The following is a 17,421-nucleotide window of genomic DNA, read 5'->3' as shown; positions in this document are numbered from 1 at the left end:
CCATTACCCAAGGGGCTGAACACTATGCCGCTCAAGGTTATTGACGGTATTCGCAACTTAACTTTCGAGGAGGATCTCTCCGCCTTTCTACAACAACTGGGCGGACCGACCCTGATCCGGCTACAAGGCCGCGACAGTTCACGCCGCCGCGCTTTCTGCACCCTGCTGCACGGCAATGAACCCTCCGGCGCGCGCGCCTTATATGCTTATCTGCGCTCCGGCGAAACGCCAGCGGTAGACCTCGACCTCATTATCGCTTCCATTCCCGCGGCACTGGCTCCTCCTGCGTTCAGTCAGCGCATGCTGCCCGGCCAGCGTGATCTCAACCGCTGCTTTCGCCCGCCGTTCGACGACAGCCAGGGCAAGCTGGCGGAAGCGATTCTGCGTTTTCTGCACGACAGCAAACCTGAGTGCCTCATTGATCTGCACAATACCTCAGGCAGCGGTCCCGCCTTTGGCGTCGCCATCCGCTGTGACGCCGACCATCGCGCATTGACTTCACTCTGGACCAACGACCTGATCGTCACGGATTTACGGCTGGGGGCCCTGATGGAAATCAGTGAGCTGGATGTGCCGACGGTGACGATAGAATGCGGCGGGGCGCAGGATGAAACCTCTCTGTTGATCGCCCGGGAAGGCATGCAGCGTTATTTCAGCAGCGAACAGGTGTTGGCCGCCGCCGGACACGATTATGGCGTCAATCGCTTCCGCAACCCTATCCGCATGGAGTTGAAACCCGGGCGCAGAGTCCACTATGGCGACGACGCCGATCCCGACGCGGCGCTGACGCTGCCGTTGGACGCCGCCCGTTTCAACTACGGCTCCGTGCCTGCCGGGGAGAGGCTGGCCATTCTGGGTAAAGCGGGGCTGGACGCCTTGACCGCCAAAGATCATCTGGGAAAAGAGCGTCTGCATGATCACTTCGCCGCCATCAATGGCAGGCTATCCCCCAAACATCCATTGAAGTTGTTCATGGTGACCACCAATCCCATCATCGCCACCACCGATTGTCTGTTTTACTTCATCGACTGCGCCAACACATGACGCAGCCTGGAAGGGCGCTCTCAATACGTCAGCTCAGAAATAAAAAAACCCGCCAGGCGACGGGTGAAAATATATTGCTAATGCAATGAGGGAGGGTCGTTGCTATCGATAAAGAGAATCCTTGTCCGCCGTCAGATAGCGGCCAGACTCTCTTCAGCAATAGTCCGGATCTGCCGCCAATCGCCTGCGGTGATGGCGTCCTTGGGGGTTAACCAGGAGCCGCCCACCGCCAGTACGTTCGGCAGGGCAAGATATTCTTTCGCTTTTTCCCGGGTGATGCCGCCGGTCGGGCAGAACTTCACATTCGGGAAAGGACCGGAGAAAGCCTTCAGCGCGGATACGCCGCCAGCCACTTCCGCCGGGAAAAACTTAAATGCGCGGTATCCAAGGCGATAACCTTCCATGACTTCAGACAGTGAAGACACGCCCGGCAACATCGGAATTTTCGCCGTCAGGCCATATTCCAACAGTTCTTTGGTGGAGCCCGGCGTAATCACGAACTGAGCGCCGGCGTCTTCCGCCGCCTTGAATTGCTCAACCGTCGCGACAGTGCCTACGCCAACCCAAACTTCGGGAAGCGCGGCTCGCAAATCCGTGATCGCCTGCAGGGCGTGCGGCGTGCGCAGAGTGATTTCCAGAATACGGACGCCGCCTTCCACCAGGGCTTTCCCGAGCGGTAACGCGTCTTCCGGACGATCGATAGTGATGACCGGCACCAACGGGCAACTGCTTACGATAGCGTCCAGTTGTTTTTGCAACGCTTCAGGATAGGTCTGGGATGTCATAGGTTTCTATTCTCTCTATTACTCTCAAGTTCCTTCTCAAGGACTCCAAAATACATTGAGGCCTGGGCGGATGAATCCGCGCACGGGCATCTCCGCCACCGCGTCCAGCTTGGCCAGCACCTTGTTAAGAGTGGTCAGCTTGTCTTCGCCAGTGATATGCAGCGCCTGATGCCTGGCCGCCGCCAATGCGTTATAGGAAAGCGTCATGCGCGGATGCAGCGCCGTGACCGGATGCATCGGGGCGCATTTGTCCGTCGTGTCGAGGCCGTGCGCCAGCTCTTTCGCCCCCGGGAACAGAGAGGCGGTATGTCCATCCGCGCCCATTCCCAAAATCAATACGTCGATAGGCCAGGACAGCTCAGCCAGTCTGGCCTCCAACTGCTCGCAGCCTTCCTCAGGCGTGGCGGCTGAATTTTTCAGCGGCAGGAAGTTCGCCTCCGCCGCCGGCCCCTGTATAAGAAACTCTTTTACCAGCGCGGCGTTGCTGTCGTCGTGGGTTTCATCGACCCAACGTTCATCCGCCAGCGTTATATCCACCTTGCTCCAGGACAGCTCCTGCTGCGCCAGCGATTTGAAAAAAGCCACTGGCGTGCGGCCGCCGGAAATCACCAACAAGGCGCGCTCTTTCTCCTGCAGCGCGGCGCGCAGCCACTCTGCGGTCTGCAACGCCAGCTTGTGAGCCAACGCCGCTCGTTCTTCTTCAACTTGCAGGGTGACGCCCTGCGGCCAGGATAGTTCAAGCATCTTCGTACCAGCTCCTTCCGTCCCGGGTGATCATGGCGATGGAAGCCACGGGGCCCCAGCTTCCTGCAGGATATTTCTTCGGCGGCAGACCCAGTTCGGCCCAGCCTTCGATGACCTGATCAATCCAGCGCCACGCGTACTCCACCTCATCGCGGCGTACGAACAGGTACTGGTTGCCTTTGATGACTTCCCACAGCAAACGCTCGTAGGCGTCGGGCACGCGGCCTGTGTTAAACGCTTCAGAAAAACTTAACTGCAGCGGCCCCTGACGCAGACGCATGCCTTTATCCAGGCCCTGGTCTTTGGTCAGCACCTGCAGGGAAATGCCTTCATCCGGTTGCAGACGGATTATCAGTTTGTTGTTGGCCAGATGTTTCTGGTCCGGATCAAATATGTAGTGCGGCGCCGGCTTGAAGTGAATAATGATTTCCGACAGCTTCTGCGGCATACGCTTACCGGTGCGCATATAGAAGGGCACGCCCGCCCAGCGCCAGTTGCAGATTTCCGCCTTGATGGCGACAAAGCTTTCCGTGGAGCTGCCCTCGTTGGCGCCCTCTTCGTCCAGATAGCCTGGAACCGGTTTGCCATCGATGTTGCCGGCGGTGTATTGCCCGCGCACCATGTGGGTTTCCATCAGATCCGGCGTAATCGGCTTCAGCGCCTTCAGCACTTTCACCTTTTCATCGCGAATACTGCCGGCGGACAAATCAGAAGGCGGGTCCATGGCGATGAGACACAAAAGTTGCAGCAAATGGTTCTGCACCATATCGCGCAGCTGACCAGCCTTGTCAAAGTAGCCCCAGCGGCCTTCGATGCCGACTTTCTCCGCCACGGTGATTTCCACGTGGGAGATATAACGTTGATTCCATTGCGTCGCGAACAGGTTGTTGGCGAAACGCAGCGCAATCAGGTTCTGTACGGTTTCTTTACCCAGATAATGATCGATGCGGTATAGCTGGGATTCATCAAAGAATTCAGCCAGACGATCGTTGATCTCGAAAGAAGACTCCAGATTATGACCGATAGGCTTCTCCACCACTACGCGGGTGGATGGCTGAATGCAGTCGGCGCCTTTCAGGTTTTCCCCGATCATGCCGTAGATCGCAGGAGGCGTCGCCATGTAGACGATCAGTGGGTCTTCAGAATCCCCGCGCCATTCATTGATGCGGCGATAGCCCTCGGCGTCGCCGAAATCGAGCTGCTGGAAGCGTACCTTGCCGAAGAAGCGCTTCAGCGCGGCGTCGTCCAGATCGTTCTTGGGCAGTAACGCCTTGAAACGCTCCAACGTCTGCGCCTTGAAGGCCTCTTCGTCAACTTCCTGTCTGGCCAGCGCGAGAATGCGAGTCTGCGGATGTAGCAGTTTGGCCCGCTCCAGTTGAAATAGCGCCGGAAACAACTTGCGTTGCGCCAGATCGCCCAGCGCGCCGAAGAGCGCCAAGTCACATTGTGTAGATGCTGCTCGATTCATAGTTTTCATATTTGGTAGTAATTATTCGTAATTTTGAGACAAAAAAATGGTATTTTCAACCTGAAACGGCAAATATTGTGATAATTTTACTACATTTTCCGTATTCAACTGATTTCCCTTCCACTTATTGACTAGTGGCCAACCGACCGTTCGGCTGGCGACCCAGTGTGCGCAGAGTTATATTAGGGGCGATAACAAAATGTGTAGTAATTTCACTACAACAATAAATAAATCGCTCCCGGAATCCATACAGATAATGAATGAAACCATAACCCACCAGAATCTGCTGGAGGTGATCCGGCAGAGGCTCAACGATTTGAATAAATCCGAGCGCAAAGTCGCCGAAGTCATCCTGCGCGACCCCAAAGCCGCTACTCGCTACAGTATAGCCGCACTGGCGCGCGCCTCCGACGTCAGTGAACCGACCGTCAACCGCTTTTGTCGTAACTTCGCGGCCAGCGGATTTCCCGATTTCAAGATCCAATTGGCGCAAAGTCTGGCCAGCGGCACGCCTTACGTAAGCCAGAGCGTCGAGTCGAGCGATACCGTTGAGGAATACAGCGATAAAATAATCCTCAGCACCATCGCCGATCTCGACAAAGCCAGACAGTCACTGAACACCACCGCCATTTCCAAAGCGGTGGACTACCTGATCCAGGCCAAGCAAATTTCGTTTTTCGGCATGGGCGCTTCCGCCGCCGTGGCCATCGACGCCCAGCACAAGTTCTTCCGCTTCAATATCCCGGTTACCGCCTACGACGATTTTCTCATGCAGCGTATGGTCGCCGCCGCCGCGCATACGGGCGACGCTATCGTCGCCATTTCCTATACCGGGCGTACGCGGGAAATGGTGGAAGTCGCCAAAATCGCCCGCGAGCAGGGCGCCGTTGTAATAGGCATCACGGCTCCGGATTCCCCTCTGGCCCGGGAATGCACCGTGGCGTTGGACGTTATTGCGCCGGAAGATACGGACGTATATATGCCGATGACTTCCAGAATCGTCCATCTGGCGGTGATCGATATTCTGGCCACCGGCGTCACGCTTAAGCGTGGAGCGGACTTCCATTCGCATCTGAAGCGCATCAAGGACAGCCTGCGCGATACCCGTTATCCTCACGATGACGGCGTCTAAGCCTCCGCCCTGATTCTTCCTCTATTTCTGCAGTAATAACCCGGAGAGCGAAAGCTTCTCTCCGGGCGCTCTCACTTTGCGCCCGCAAGCGCCTGAATAGCGCTCGCTATCAGCCTGACGCTCACCATTACTACCTTTCTCCTCCCCCCTCCCCCTGACTCCTCCCCCCCCAAAACTTTCCTAACGGAGGATGTGCCATATCAGGCGTTCACTGAGTATGAGACCCAGCAAATAACAATTTGTCCCATCGACAAAGCGCCTCCGTTTTCCGGGCGTACGCAAAGGCCCGGCCTGGCGAGTCCTTTAACAACAAGAGCAGGAAAAAACGATGACAGACAAGAACAACAAGCGCCTCTTCAAAGTAGCCCCTCTGGCGACCGCCATCGCGGCTTCTTTGTTCACCGTGAATGCGAGCGCCGTTGAGTGGCACGGCTATGCGCGCTCCGGTATCGGCATGAGCGACAACGGCGACCAGCAGTGCATTAACAAGCAGGCGGTTGGCCGTTTGGGCAACGAATGCGAAACTTATGCGGAGCTGGACCTTCAGCAAGAGCTTTTCAACCGCGACGGCAAAACATTCAAAGTTGAAACCATGCTCAGTTACAAATCCAACCAGGACGGAGACTACGAGGCCCTGAACAGCGAAGACGATGAAATTGCGCTTCGCCAGATGAACGTTCAGGCCAAAGGGGTGCTGGGTTTCGCCCCTGAAGCGACGCTGTGGGCGGGTAAACGCTACTATCAGCGCCACGATATCCACCATCTGGATCTTTTCTACTGGGACGTGTCAGGTCCTGGGGCCGGTATTGAAGGCATCGATGCAGGCGCAGGCAAATTCTCCGCAGCCTGGACCAGAGGCTACGGCAACATAAACATCCTCGACTTCCGTTATTCCGGCATTCAAGTCGGCGCCAGCTCGCTGGAAGTCGGCCTGGACCTGGCCAAACCAAGACTGACTGACGCCCAGAAAGACGCCGGCGCAGCAGACGATCTGAGCACGCTGTTCACCGCGGAACTGTCCACGCCAATCATGGATGGTTTCAACAAAATCGTGTTCCAGTACGGAACGGAAGGCTACGCTTCCCCCATGCGCAACTTCGGCGGCGGGCAATGGAATGGGACATTGGATAAAGGCGGCAAAGGTTTCCGTCTGATCGACTGGGGCGTGGTGAAACCCAGCGCCAATATCGAGCTCAGCTATGCCGCCATGTACGGCGTCTTTGAAGACGACGACATGAACGACGACTCTTCTTTCTACAGCATTTCCGCCCGTCCAGCGTATAAGTGGTCCGACTACATGCGCACTTATCTGGAAGTAGGCTACTTCGCAGCGGATGACGATGGCGTCGACTCCCAATTGGACAAGATCACCATCGCACAAGCCTGGTCCGCTGGCCCCAGTTTCTGGGCGCGTCCGGAAATCCGGGTTTTCGCCAGCTACATTAACGACGGCGAAGGTACGCCGTTTGAAGGCGGCGAAGACAGCGTGCTGAACTTCGGCGTGCAAATGGAAGCCTGGTGGTAAGCCGCTACCCATTCCCCAATCTCAACCCAAGTGTTCGGGCCGGTTAACCGGCCCTTTTTTTTGCCTGTCGGGTTTCACTCCCGCCAAACGCCGTCTGGTCTTTGTCGATCACGGCTGCGCCTGCTATTTTTTATTGATAAGTATCACAAAACTACAGGGTGCCTTTTGTCCGCCAGAGCCTCTTATCACTTGTTACTATCGCTCCTCGTATTTTGCCTGGGCTTTACAATGACGTTGTCCTTATGGTCGCGTATTGATATTGAAACCAGCGAGAGGCGGCAGCACGCTCTGGATTACCAGGCCGAATTTCTCAGCAAGCGCATTACCCGCCAGTTTCTGGAACAAGTGAACGCGCTCAAGCGTCTGGCCGCTTACTGGGACCACAATGGCGGCTTCAACAAGGAAACCTGGCGCAAAAACGCAGAGGAATTGCATAAAGACTTTCCTAACTTTAAAGCCATTGAATGGACGGACAAGAATTACGTTATCCAGTGGATCGAGCCGATGGCCGGTAATGAACAGGCGCTGGGATTCAACGTGGCCTTCAACGAGAGCCGGCGCCGGGCGCTGGACTCCGCCCGCGCGCAGGGCGACATCAACTCCACGCCAGTGATCACCTTACAACAAGGAGGCCAAGGCGTGGTCGTATACGTTCCTATCAGTAAAGGTGAGAATTTTCAGGGATTTATAGTCGGCGTTTTTCTGGTGGAGCAACTACTGGGCAGCCTTATCTCGCCGCGGGAAGAAGAACATTTTCATGTGCGCGTATATGAGGGAGATAAGCTGATATTCAGCAACAGCGCCACCGACGTCAGCCCCGACATCACCGCGGCGGCCGACTGGAAACCTCTGCAGTTCTCCTGGCGTCTGAGCGTCCAGCCTAAATCTGGCTGGCTGCACAATTACTCTTCCCCTCTTCCCGCCTTCGTCATGAGCGCAGGAACCATACTGTCAGCGCTGCTGGCCTGGGTCTGCTATCTCGCCATGTCTCTCGGGCGTCAACGCCGCTCACTGCTGAGCGCCAACGAAGCGCTGCAAAGCGAGGTCGCCAGTAGACAGGAAGTTGAGCAGACGCTGTCTCATGTCATCACTCATGACGCATTGACGGGGTTGCCCAATCGATCATTTTTCCAGGAGGATCTGGCTCAGGCGATTCTCCGCGCCCAGCGCGCAAACAAATATCTCGCTGTCATGCTGGTGGATCTGGATCAGTTCAAGAAAATCAATGACACCCTCACTCACAGCGCCGGAGACCAATTAGTAGTGGCGTTGACCAAGCGCTTCAATACACTGCTGGAAAACGAAATCAGCATCGCCCGGGCCGGTGGCGACGAGTTCATGATGCTGCTGGAAAACCCCGAGTCCGTGGATGAGGTGATTGCCATCGCCAATCGCATCATGGCCTGTATGAAACAGCCCTTTACGCTTAACGATGAAGAGGTCTTCATCACCTGCAGCATCGGCATCGCCGTTTATCCAGAAGGAGGCGTCAGCGCCGAGGACTTGATCCGCAACGCCGACGCCGCGCTCTACCGAGCGAAAGCGGCGGGGCGTAACGGCTATCATTTCTACACCACAGGCATGCATGCGGAAGCGCTCAAACGTCTGGAGCTGGACCGCTGGCTACGCGAAGCGATAGAGCGCAACGAACTCAGCCTCGCGTTTCAACCTAAAGTGAACCTGAAGACGCGTGACTACACCGGGGCCGAAGTGCTGCTGCGCTGGTATCGTCCGGAACAGGGCTTTATCTCCCCGGCGGAATTTATTCCCCTGGCGGAAGAAACTGGCTTAATCAAAGAATTGGGCATGTGGGTAGTGCGCCGGGCCTGTCAGCAATTATCGGAATGGCGAGGCACCCCGCTGAGCCATATCCGGCTCGCGATCAATTTATCCGCCATCCAGTTGGAAGATAAAGAGCTGGTCCATAAGATTGACAACCTTCTACGAGAGTTCGACGTCCCGCCGAGGCAATTGGAGTTTGAACTGACAGAGGAAGTTTTCATCCAGAACATCGAATCCAACATGGCTCACCTCAACGAGCTGATCAAAATGGGCTTCCGTCTATCCATCGACGACTTTGGCGTCGGCTACTCCTCCCTCGCCTATCTCAAGCATTTCCCTATCTCTTGCATCAAAATCGACCGCAGCTTTGTGTCGCAATTGGAAACGAACGCGGATGATCGGGTCATCATTAATGCAGTCATCGCCATGGCTCACAACCTTAATCTGAGTGTAGTGGCGGAAGGCGTGGAAACAGAAGCGCAAGCCGCCTATCTGCAAAAACAGGGCTGCGATGAAGCCCAGGGATACCTGTTCGCCAAACCTTTGCCCCCGGATCAGTTGTACAAACTGGCCACGTCGCTGAGAAACGGGACCAGCCTGCAGCAGGGATAGCGGCTTTATTTATTAGCCGGCTCAACGTAAACCACCGGCTGTTCGCCGCTGTTATCCAGATAAAAGCTGTACACCCCGGTTTCGGGCGGATTGAATTTGAAGTTTTCAAAAACGGATGAGCAATTGGCTTTGGACTTCTTGCCGAACTCCAGCATTTGGTCTTCCTGGGACAGGAAGCCGCAGTTGGTTCCCGCACTCCAGGCTGCGTCGCCGAATTTCAGTTCATAGGGCTGACCGTCCGCCTTCAGTTCCACGCTGGCGACATAAAGATCAGGTCCGGCTTTTTTGACCTTGTATTCATCCAACGCATCCCACCAGGCAAACTGCCCACGCAAGTATAAAGACTGGCTTAGATCGCGCTTACCGCCTGTGGAAGCACAGCCGCTCAGCAATATCGTAGCGGCCAAAGCGGAAATAAGGATTGGCTTTTGCATTCTTGTTCTCCTGCAAAGTTGTTATTGGAAGTGTCGCAGTCAGAACCAAAATGCTCGTTGAAACCGATTCAAGGCGCATCATCTATAACGCCACAGGAAGGGGCGTAGCATCAGGAAGGAGAGGGAGTAGATTGAAGTTACGGCGCAAGGGCCGAAGAACAAAGAAGAAGAAAAGAGTCTAGATATACGCAGACGCCGCTCAAAGCGGCGTTGCGGAAGCGTCCAGAATTGCGGTCTTATCGCCGTCATCATTAACGACAACCACTGTGACCGTTTGTTCAGCGAAGGAAAAACCCTGGTCATTCAGCTCTGGATTGTCTTTGGGATTACAGCTATACGCCAAGCGGTAAGCCCCGTTGTCCGGATTCCAGATAACCGCCCTGTACATGCCATTTTCCGGGTTCGCTGTACTGGACAGCACGGCAGTCGCCACCGGGTCTTTATCGTCACCGTCGATATCATCCAAAACTGCGTGCGCGCCAGCGAACATATATATCGCGCCAGCATACTGGCCGGAATTGTCACAGTTAGCCGCCAGCAATTCAGGCGCAACATTGACGGTTAAGGAGCGCACGCTGCTCAGATCCACCGTTTTCAATACCGGCTTCAACTTGAATTGGCGGTTGTTCTCAATGATGGAGCGTCTCAAATCCAGGTCGATAAGAAAACCTTTTGGCTGTCCGGCGCGGACCATGAACTCCCGATCAATTTTTAGCCCATCCAGATTTTCTTCGGAAATGGCCAGCTCATAGCGAGAACCATCCGCTAACTCAATGTAGGAGTCGAAAACACCATCCAGACGAGCATTCACCATCAGTCTCAGCCATGAATATGCGCCAATGCCAAGCTCGCCCTGCAACAGGGAAATGCGATTTCCAGCCAGGGATTCTGACAACAAATCTATACTGCGCGGCTCTGCATACTCGTAAACGGAACGACCGTTTGATTGAGACTGGATCTCTACTCCGGTGAATTCAATGACCACCTTGGTCGCTCCATCCACCGGCGCATCGGTGATTTCGAGAGAGAACGGAGCCTTGTCCGCAGCGCTTTCATCCTGCCCACAACCGAACAGGCCTAGCGCGCCGACAAGAAACAAAAATTTAAGCACGAGTTTCAACATCGTCATTCTCCCCGCTCAAACTCCGGAGAAACGAAACCGGCCCGATTTCTGGGTTCTTCCATAGAATCTATCTAACCTTTTCTGCAAAACATTCGCGTTTGCGGCGGAAAAAGCGCCGGCGACCCTGGCGACCAATACTGAAACCTATCCTGCTTACACGCGAACCATCCAACAAGCGGCGTATTTAACCCCATGATTGATGAAATTACGACCATCCATATGGACTATTTGGACGATCGTACCGCCTACATACTCTGGATTAGCATTAATAATGGTCATGATTATCAGCAGGTTATAAAATAACGCCATTATTAATTCACCGCAAAGTCATGAACTTTGACGCATCATGGAAGGGCGTAATGCCATTTGCAGATACATATTCATTTCTATATATATCGTTATTACATTTGGAGTGCAGGACGCACTTATTCCATTAAGACAAGAAAAATTAATAATGAAGAAAGGGCTGTTTTTCACAGAGGGCGATAGCGACCGTCGCCAGTGTCACTATCGCTTAGAAAGTCAAACGCGACTATTGCTTCATAAATAGATAGTGCCCTACCTGCCATTCTGCGCCAGAGCGGTAGTTAAACAGCTCCGCACAGGCCATGAAAAACATACGCCAGCGTTGTGTCCAAAGCTCGGCGCTGTCCTCTCCGTAGGCCTCAGCAAAGATTCGTCTTACTGCAGCCTCATTGGCGTCCAGGTTGCTTAGCCAGGCTTCCGCCGTCGCGCCATAGTGGCGACCGTCCAGCATCCATTGCTGCATCAGGCGCAGATTCTGCTGGAAATGGCCAAATGTGCCCGCCGCCGGCATCAGCCCTCCCGTAAAGAAATATCTGCCCATCCAGTTACTGGCGCCTTCCGTTTCAAAGGGATAGAGCAGTTTGCGATGACAGAATATGTGAGCGAAAAACAAACCCGCTGGCGTCAGCCACTGTCCGATACGCTCAAATAAGGCCTGATAGTTACGCACATGCTCCAGCATTTCGACCGAAACAATGCGATCGAATGTTGTAGTGGGGCAAAACACATTCACATCGCATGTCAGAATTTTAAGATTGCTCAGACCGCGCAGCGCCGCCTGCTCCTCAATGTAACTACGCTGCGATGAGGAATTGGACACGCCAGTAATCTCCGCCTTGGGGAAGGTCTCCGCCAGCCATAGACTCAGAGATCCCCAACCGCACCCCAGATCAAGTATCCGTTGTCCATCGGCCAGCTGAGCCCGCTCTGCGTATATAGCCAGCATTGCTTCCTCCGCTGCGGCAAGATCGCTTACCTCTTTCCCCCACCAGCAGGCGCTGTACTTCAAGCGCGGCCCTAAGACCAGGCGATAAAACTCAGCGGGAACCTCATAATGCTGCTCGTTCGCCGCCCGTGTCTCAATGGCGATGGGACCGTCGAGGTAGCGGGCGATTCTCTCAAGCTCGCCGCCGCCACGCTTGCGCTCCTGCGTCAGACGCTCGCGACACAGGCGACGAATGCCAAAGCGAATCAGGGCGTCAGGCAACCAGCCTTTTTCCGCCAGTTCAATCATGCTCATGACTTGGGCCTCCAGGGAATAAACATAGGGGTGCGGCGTTGATAATCCCGGTAATCCTCTCCTCGTGAACGCAACGCCTGTCGTTCGGTGAACGGAATGCCGGTAATGAAATACAGGAAGACAAACATCAGCGCTGGCGCGAGCCATAACCAGAGATTCCAGGCGGAAGCGGCGCCCAATAGCGGATAGGCGAACCAGTGCAGCCATTCAAAAAAGTAATTGGGGTGCCGCGAATAGCGCCATAGACCTTGTCGGCAGGTTTTACCCTGGTTTTGCGAATCGGCTTTAAACGTCGCCAACTGCCGGTCCGCCAGCGCTTCGCCCATCCAGGCGGCGACTACCAGCGCCAGCGCAGCCGCATATAGAGGCGCAGGCGGCGTCTGCGCCTGACTAAGCACCCAGGCGGGCAAAGTGAAAATCCACACCCAGGAGGCCTGCATCATATACAGCCCGAGAAATACGCTGCGCCAGCGATCTCCCGCCCATGCACGCAGAGCAGCGTATCGACCGTCCTCCTCCGTGTGGGAAATTCGGTTCGCCAAATGCCACGCCAGACGTCCAAACCAGACCAGATAGATCACCGCCACGGTCAGACGTAACGCCAGTTCGCCCGTTCCCACTAACGCGTATAAAGCCCCAGTGACGCCAACGCCCGCCGCCCACCAGACATCGACCCATCCCGCATTCCGACTGCGAGTCTGCACCAGGTATCCCAACAGGAAGACGGCCGCCAGACAGGCCGGCGACCACCACAGCAGCATTAGATTCACAGCCATTGCCCGCGCCGACTATCCGGTTTGGCGAACAGCATCTGCACATTGGAGATTGCCCGCTCGCGGAAGCCGCCTTCGCAATAGCAAAGGTAAAACTCCCACATGCGAATGAAACGCTCGTCAAATCCCTGCGCGCGTACTTGCGGCAGACTTTTTAGAAAGCGACTGCGCCATTCCTGCAAAGTGAGGGCGTAGCTTTCGCCGATATCCTCCAGATTAAACAGGCGCAAACCGGCATTGGCGGCGCTCTGCGTCAGCACCGACACACAGGGGATAAAGCTGCCGGGGAAGATATAGCGCTTGATGAAGTCCACGTGTCGCAGCGCTTTCTCATAACGATTGTCATCAATGGTGATCGCTTGAATCAGCCCCAGACCATCGTCCTTCAACAGGCCGCTGATTTGACGGAAGTAGCCATCCAGAAACTGATGCCCCACCGCCTCCACCATTTCAATGGAGACCACCTTGTCATAGCGGCCTTCCAGTTTGCGATAGTCCTGCAACAGCACGGTCACCCGATCTTGCAGCCCCGCCTGCCGAACCTGCTCAACTACGGCTGTGTGCTGCTCAATGGAAATGGTCGCCGTGGTGACCTTGCAGCCATATTCCCGGGCGGCGTACAAGGCCATGCCTCCCCAACCTGAACCAATTTCAAGCAGGTGATCGTTAGGCGTTAACGCCAGCTTGCGGCAAATTCGCTCCAATTTGGCTTTCGAGGCCTGTTCTAGGGATTCCTCGCCGGTGACGTATACCGCAGAGGAATACATCATGCTTTCATCCAGAAACAGGTGGAAGAAATCATTACCGAGGTCATAGTGCGCCGCAATGTTTTTGCGGGAGCCCTGCAGCGTATTGCGGTTGAAGCTGTGCCAAAGCTTACTCAGTGCCCCCGGCAGGCGCGCCATGCCGGATTCCAACTGCTCCAGTCGCGCGCGATTGCGCAACAACAAGCGCACCAGCGCAGTCAGGTCCGGCGACGTCCAGGCGCCCGCCATCCAGGCTTCTGACAACCCGTTGACGCCACCTGTCAACGCGATGCGATAAAAGTCAGGGTTTGCGACGTCGATCCTGGCCCGCAAAGCGTCCCGTCCCGGCGCGCCGAAAACGCGACTTTCTCCGTCGCCGCGCAGCTCCAGTTCTCCGCCTTGTATACCCGAGCACAAACGGTATAAAGCTTGTTTCCAAAAACGTTCGGGCAACAATAAGGGTTTGCTGATTGCACTCGCCCACATAGTTATTTCTCCAGCTATTTGAACTATCGAGGCTTAACGCCGTATTAAACTGTCTCCTGCTCCATCTGCTTCCTCTCCCTTCGTGACTTTTTATTGGGATGGGGATAGAAAGGAACGCCTTTACGCCAAAGCGAGAACGCCTGCCGATATATCGCTATCGCCACGGCCATGCACATAAAGGGAAATTTAAGCGGCGCACGCCATGCGCTGGCGGCGGTCAGAGGTTTCTTGACCAGACCCAGACTGGCGTCAAACACCACTGCGCCGCGCTCCAATAACCGCATGTGCGTCCACACCCGTTTCTCGTCGAGACGGAATCGCCATTCGTATTGCAACGCCATCGGCATAAACGGCGACACATGAAACGCCTTATCAAAGCTGAACGTCAGCGCCTGTCCCTGCAACCGTTGCGGCGTCACTGGCAACACGTAGGAATGACGTTCGTTCCAGGGCGTGTTGTTAATCTCCGCGACGATTGCGTACAACTCATCCTGGAGGTTAAAACAGAAGTAGAACGACACGGGGTTGAAACAAAAGCCCCAGGAACGCAGATGGGTAAGCAAGCGAACGGAGCCTGGTTGCGGCGTGACGCCGCCTTCCTGCAACCGCTCGTATACCGCCTGCCGTAAATCCGGAACCTCTGGGCGAAGATAATCCGAGCGCCGGAATTGCATCAGGTTAAATCGACGGCTGGACCAGAGCGGCAATGCGTTGATTTCATCCAACTCATCCAGATCCAGCCAGGTCATGCTGATTCGGTAATCAAAACAATGCGACGCCGGTGCATAGCGGCGATGTCGCACTTTACCTTCGCAGATTGCGCTATGCCGCAACGCCATATCGCCTCCGCTGGATCAGGGACACGACATCCAACGCGCTGCGCACGCCGTCTTCGTGAAAGCCCCAGCCCCAATAGGCGCCGCAATAGTAGGTATTGCGGCGGCCATTGATTTCCTCACGTCGCGCCTGGGCCATCAGCGTCTCATGAGTGTAAACGGGATGCGCATATGTGCGACGGGCGTATACTTTTTCAGGGGCGATCGGGAAGGTAGGATTCAAGGTCACAATCACGGGAGTCGGGCAAGTCAGGCCTTGTAGCGAATTCATCCAATAGCTGACGGAGCAATGCTGAGTCGCTTGCTGTGGAATAAAGGCGTTCCAGCTCGCCCAGGCGGCGCGTTTCGAGGGCATGGCGCGTATGTCGGAATGCACCACCGCGAGATTTTCCTGATAAGGAATCGCGCCCAATACGTCACGCTCCGTACTGTCAGAATCCTTGAGTAAAGCCAACGCCTGATCGCTGTGACAGGCGAAGGCCACGGCGTCATAATTTTCAGCGCCATACCGCTCCGAGTGCACCATCACGGAGTCGCCGCAGCGAGACACCACGGAGACAGGACAGGACAGACGCACGCGACGCCCAAGCGCGGCCTGAATACGTTGCACATACTTCTGCGAGCCGCCCTCCACCACTTTCCATTGCGGTCGTCCGCGCAATTGCAGCATACGGTGATTGTCCATGAAGGAGATGAAGAACCGGAACGGGAAAGCCTCAATCATCCGCGCAGACGCAGACCATAAGGCGCAAGCCATGGGAACAATGTGGTTGTCGATAAACGCGCGACTATATCCATCCTGACGCAAAAATTCGCCCAATGTCAGATCCGCCTCCACTTCCAACGCGCGTTCCGGCGCTTCTTTGTAAAAACGTATGAGATCTTTAAGCATCAAGTAAAAATCCAGTCGCAACAGATTGCGCTTCTGCGCCAACAGTCGACTTAGCCCCGCCGCGCCATACTCCATGCCTGTCGCCTCGTTCACCGCGCTGAAACTCATGTCGCTGTCTCGCCACTGCACGCCTAATTCTCGCAACATGTCGCAGAATCTGGGGTAATTGCGTTCATTAAATACGATAAAACCGGAGTCGACCGCCACCTCCTGACCGTCCAGACTTAGAATGTGCGTATCAGTGTGGCCGCCTGGACGCCCATTCGCTTCATACAGCGTGACGTCATGGTTTTTATGCAGGTAATAGGCTGCAGTAAGGCCGGAAACGCCGGCGCCGATAATCGCGATGTTCATCTGCGCTCCCCGCTCAGCGTCATGGCCTGGATTTCAGGCTTATGCGCCCACTTCTTATGTTCAGGAACATCTCGGAGATCCCAGATCAAACCTAACGCCGACAGGATACGCAGCAGGTAATAACTCAGATCCAACTCCCACCAAAAGAACCCCTGCCGCGCACTTCCTGAGTAGTGATGATGGTTGTTGTGCCAGCCTTCCCCCAGGGTCAGCAGCGCCAAAATGAAGTTATTACGGGAATCATCTCCCGTTTCGTAACGGCGCGCGCCCCAGCGGTGGGCCAGAGAGTTGATCGCCAAGGTCGCGTGAATCAGCGCCACCGTGGAAATAAAGTAGCCCCACACCAACATTTGCCAACCATTGGTTTGCAGGTGGGGAGCCACATATGCAAGCCACTCGCCCAGGAGCCACATACCAACGCCGAATGCCAGAGGTACGCACAAATCAAACCGATCAATCCAGCGCAATTCGGGATACTGACTGAAATCTTTCACTAAGTTCAGCGGAGCCTTGAAGTGTTTGCCCCCCAGAAACCACCCTGCATGACTGCGCCAAAAGCCATGTCTGGGTGAGTGCGGGTCTGCTTCGGTATCGGAGGTGCGATGATGTTGGCGATGGTGCGCCGCCCACCAAAGTGGACCCCGTTGGGTGGCGGAGGCCCCTAATACCGCGAAGAGGAACTGCATGGGGCGACTGGTGCGAAAGGTCTTGTGAGCAAAGTAACGATGATAAAACGCCGTAATGGCGAACATTCTCACCAGATAAGCGATAACGGCAACCCACACCGCAACGGGACTCCACCCGACCCACAACGCCGCCAGACAAGCCAAGTGAATGCCCACGAACGGCCAGACTCTGCGCCAGTCCACAGCGTCCCGACCTACATCTACCAACATTCCTTTGCGGTCATTATCAATCCAGCTCAATAACCTGCCCAAGCCTTGCATATTAAAAACAGTCCTCAGTTGAGAGAGTCGCAGCCGTCATCGCCAATATCTTACGAACGAAGAAGCGGATTGGTTTGCAGGCGGGATTTTATAACTGTGTTGGTCAGGTTCGGCGAGAGTTCAACTTCATCATCGCCGGCCATGGCAAAACTGAATCTCGTCCAGCGTCGTAAAGCTTAGCATCAAGTACAC

15 protein-coding genes are annotated in these 17,421 nt (G+C 55.2%); 4 read left to right on the top strand and 11 right to left on the bottom strand.

Annotated elements, in window-relative coordinates; all coding sequences use genetic code 11:
* Positions 1-24: 24 nt before the first annotated feature.
* Entirely contained in the window at positions 25-1,044 is a 1,020-nt protein-coding gene (locus HCH_RS01595) for a succinylglutamate desuccinylase/aspartoacylase domain-containing protein (protein ID WP_011394340.1), read from the top strand.
* 131 nt (positions 1,045-1,175) lie between these two features.
* Here the strand turns inward: HCH_RS01595 and HCH_RS01590 are convergent, their stop codons facing one another.
* Genes HCH_RS01590 through zwf form a run of 3 tightly spaced genes read right to left on the bottom strand, consistent with a single transcriptional unit; the run spans position 1,176 to position 4,050 of the window.
* Positions 1,176-1,829, bottom strand: coding sequence for a bifunctional 4-hydroxy-2-oxoglutarate aldolase/2-dehydro-3-deoxy-phosphogluconate aldolase (locus HCH_RS01590; protein WP_011394338.1), 654 nt, complete (start codon positions 1,827-1,829; stop codon positions 1,176-1,178).
* 36 nt (positions 1,830-1,865) lie between these two features.
* A complete protein-coding gene (pgl, locus tag HCH_RS01585) occupies positions 1,866-2,573 on the bottom strand; it encodes a 6-phosphogluconolactonase (protein ID WP_011394337.1) in 708 nt (235 codons plus the stop codon).
* Entirely contained in the window at positions 2,566-4,050 is a 1,485-nt protein-coding gene (zwf, locus tag HCH_RS01580) for a glucose-6-phosphate dehydrogenase (RefSeq protein WP_011394336.1), read from the bottom strand. The genes pgl and zwf overlap by 8 nt, the downstream gene beginning before the upstream one ends.
* Positions 4,051-4,297: 247 nt before the next feature.
* Here zwf and HCH_RS01575 point away from each other — a divergent pair, with 247 nt between their 5' ends.
* The 3 genes from HCH_RS01575 (at position 4,298) to HCH_RS01565 (ending at position 9,092) form a co-directional block, all read left to right on the top strand.
* Positions 4,298-5,173 carry a MurR/RpiR family transcriptional regulator gene (locus HCH_RS01575; RefSeq protein WP_041598350.1) on the top strand — a complete coding sequence of 292 codons (876 nt, stop codon included), beginning with the start codon at positions 4,298-4,300 and terminating at the stop codon, positions 5,171-5,173.
* Between the two features lie 328 nt (positions 5,174-5,501).
* Positions 5,502-6,698 (top strand): maltoporin, encoded by a 1,197-nt coding sequence (locus HCH_RS01570; RefSeq protein WP_011394334.1) that lies wholly within the window; start codon positions 5,502-5,504, stop codon positions 6,696-6,698.
* A 228-nt stretch (positions 6,699-6,926) separates the two neighbouring features.
* Positions 6,927-9,092, top strand: coding sequence for a bifunctional diguanylate cyclase/phosphodiesterase (locus tag HCH_RS01565; protein WP_011394333.1), 2,166 nt, complete (start codon positions 6,927-6,929; stop codon positions 9,090-9,092).
* Positions 9,093-9,097: 5 nt separating this feature from the next.
* Here HCH_RS01565 and HCH_RS01560 read toward each other — a convergent pair whose 3' ends face one another.
* The 8 genes from HCH_RS01560 to HCH_RS01525 all read right to left on the bottom strand — a co-directional run bounded on the left by HCH_RS01560 (position 9,098) and on the right by HCH_RS01525 (position 17,229).
* On the bottom strand, positions 9,098-9,526 hold the full coding sequence (locus HCH_RS01560; RefSeq protein WP_011394332.1) for a hypothetical protein: 429 nt from the start codon (positions 9,524-9,526) through the stop codon (positions 9,098-9,100).
* A gap of 199 nt (positions 9,527-9,725) precedes the next feature.
* Positions 9,726-10,649 (bottom strand): DUF4382 domain-containing protein, encoded by a 924-nt coding sequence (locus tag HCH_RS01555; RefSeq protein ID WP_011394331.1) that lies wholly within the window; start codon positions 10,647-10,649, stop codon positions 9,726-9,728.
* Between the two features lie 532 nt (positions 10,650-11,181).
* Positions 11,182-12,195: an SAM-dependent methyltransferase gene (locus HCH_RS01550; RefSeq protein WP_011394329.1), complete on the bottom strand. Its 1,014-nt coding sequence runs from the start codon at positions 12,193-12,195 to the stop codon at positions 11,182-11,184.
* Positions 12,192-12,971 (bottom strand): DUF1295 domain-containing protein, encoded by a 780-nt coding sequence (locus HCH_RS01545; protein WP_011394328.1) that lies wholly within the window; start codon positions 12,969-12,971, stop codon positions 12,192-12,194. The genes HCH_RS01550 and HCH_RS01545 overlap by 4 nt, the downstream gene beginning before the upstream one ends.
* The gene (locus HCH_RS01540) at positions 12,962-14,200 is read right to left on the bottom strand and encodes an SAM-dependent methyltransferase (RefSeq protein WP_011394327.1); all 1,239 of its coding nucleotides are present in this window, start codon (positions 14,198-14,200) and stop codon (positions 12,962-12,964) included. The genes HCH_RS01545 and HCH_RS01540 overlap by 10 nt, the downstream gene beginning before the upstream one ends.
* A gap of 44 nt (positions 14,201-14,244) precedes the next feature.
* Positions 14,245-15,039 carry a DUF1365 domain-containing protein gene (locus HCH_RS01535; RefSeq protein WP_011394326.1) on the bottom strand — a complete coding sequence of 265 codons (795 nt, stop codon included), beginning with the start codon at positions 15,037-15,039 and terminating at the stop codon, positions 14,245-14,247.
* The gene (locus HCH_RS01530; RefSeq protein WP_011394325.1) at positions 15,023-16,282 is read right to left on the bottom strand and encodes an NAD(P)/FAD-dependent oxidoreductase; all 1,260 of its coding nucleotides are present in this window, start codon (positions 16,280-16,282) and stop codon (positions 15,023-15,025) included. The genes HCH_RS01535 and HCH_RS01530 overlap by 17 nt, the downstream gene beginning before the upstream one ends.
* A complete protein-coding gene (locus tag HCH_RS01525; RefSeq protein ID WP_011394324.1) occupies positions 16,279-17,229 on the bottom strand; it encodes an acyl-CoA desaturase in 951 nt (316 codons plus the stop codon). The genes HCH_RS01530 and HCH_RS01525 overlap by 4 nt, the downstream gene beginning before the upstream one ends.
* Positions 17,230-17,421: the final 192 nt, after the last annotated feature.

The organism is Hahella chejuensis KCTC 2396 (genome assembly GCF_000012985.1).
GTDB classification, from domain to species: domain Bacteria; phylum Pseudomonadota; class Gammaproteobacteria; order Pseudomonadales; family Oleiphilaceae; genus Hahella; species Hahella chejuensis.
The sequence above is the reverse complement of the archived record's forward strand: the minus strand, read 5'-3'. Positions and strand labels throughout refer to the sequence as shown.

Excerpts from the sequence above, each read along its gene's own strand:
- HCH_RS01595 (WP_011394340.1), top strand. The coding sequence starts at position 25 with ATGCCGCTCAAGGTTATTGACGGTATTCGCAACTTAACTTTCGAGGAG.
- HCH_RS01590 (WP_011394338.1), bottom strand. The coding sequence starts at position 1,829 with ATGACATCCCAGACCTATCCTGAAGCGTTGCAAAAACAACTGGACGCT.
- pgl (WP_011394337.1), bottom strand. The coding sequence starts at position 2,573 with ATGCTTGAACTATCCTGGCCGCAGGGCGTCACCCTGCAAGTTGAAGAA.
- zwf (WP_011394336.1), bottom strand. The coding sequence starts at position 4,050 with ATGAAAACTATGAATCGAGCAGCATCTACACAATGTGACTTGGCGCTC.
- HCH_RS01575 (WP_041598350.1), top strand. The coding sequence starts at position 4,298 with ATGAATGAAACCATAACCCACCAGAATCTGCTGGAGGTGATCCGGCAG.
- HCH_RS01570 (WP_011394334.1), top strand. The coding sequence starts at position 5,502 with ATGACAGACAAGAACAACAAGCGCCTCTTCAAAGTAGCCCCTCTGGCG.
- HCH_RS01565 (WP_011394333.1), top strand. The coding sequence starts at position 6,927 with ATGACGTTGTCCTTATGGTCGCGTATTGATATTGAAACCAGCGAGAGG.
- HCH_RS01560 (WP_011394332.1), bottom strand. The coding sequence starts at position 9,526 with ATGCAAAAGCCAATCCTTATTTCCGCTTTGGCCGCTACGATATTGCTG.
- HCH_RS01555 (WP_011394331.1), bottom strand. The coding sequence starts at position 10,649 with ATGTTGAAACTCGTGCTTAAATTTTTGTTTCTTGTCGGCGCGCTAGGC.
- HCH_RS01550 (WP_011394329.1), bottom strand. The coding sequence starts at position 12,195 with ATGAGCATGATTGAACTGGCGGAAAAAGGCTGGTTGCCTGACGCCCTG.
- HCH_RS01545 (WP_011394328.1), bottom strand. The coding sequence starts at position 12,971 with ATGGCTGTGAATCTAATGCTGCTGTGGTGGTCGCCGGCCTGTCTGGCG.
- HCH_RS01540 (WP_011394327.1), bottom strand. The coding sequence starts at position 14,200 with ATGTGGGCGAGTGCAATCAGCAAACCCTTATTGTTGCCCGAACGTTTT.
- HCH_RS01535 (WP_011394326.1), bottom strand. The coding sequence starts at position 15,039 with ATGGCGTTGCGGCATAGCGCAATCTGCGAAGGTAAAGTGCGACATCGC.
- HCH_RS01530 (WP_011394325.1), bottom strand. The coding sequence starts at position 16,282 with ATGAACATCGCGATTATCGGCGCCGGCGTTTCCGGCCTTACTGCAGCC.
- HCH_RS01525 (WP_011394324.1), bottom strand. The coding sequence starts at position 17,229 with ATGCAAGGCTTGGGCAGGTTATTGAGCTGGATTGATAATGACCGCAAA.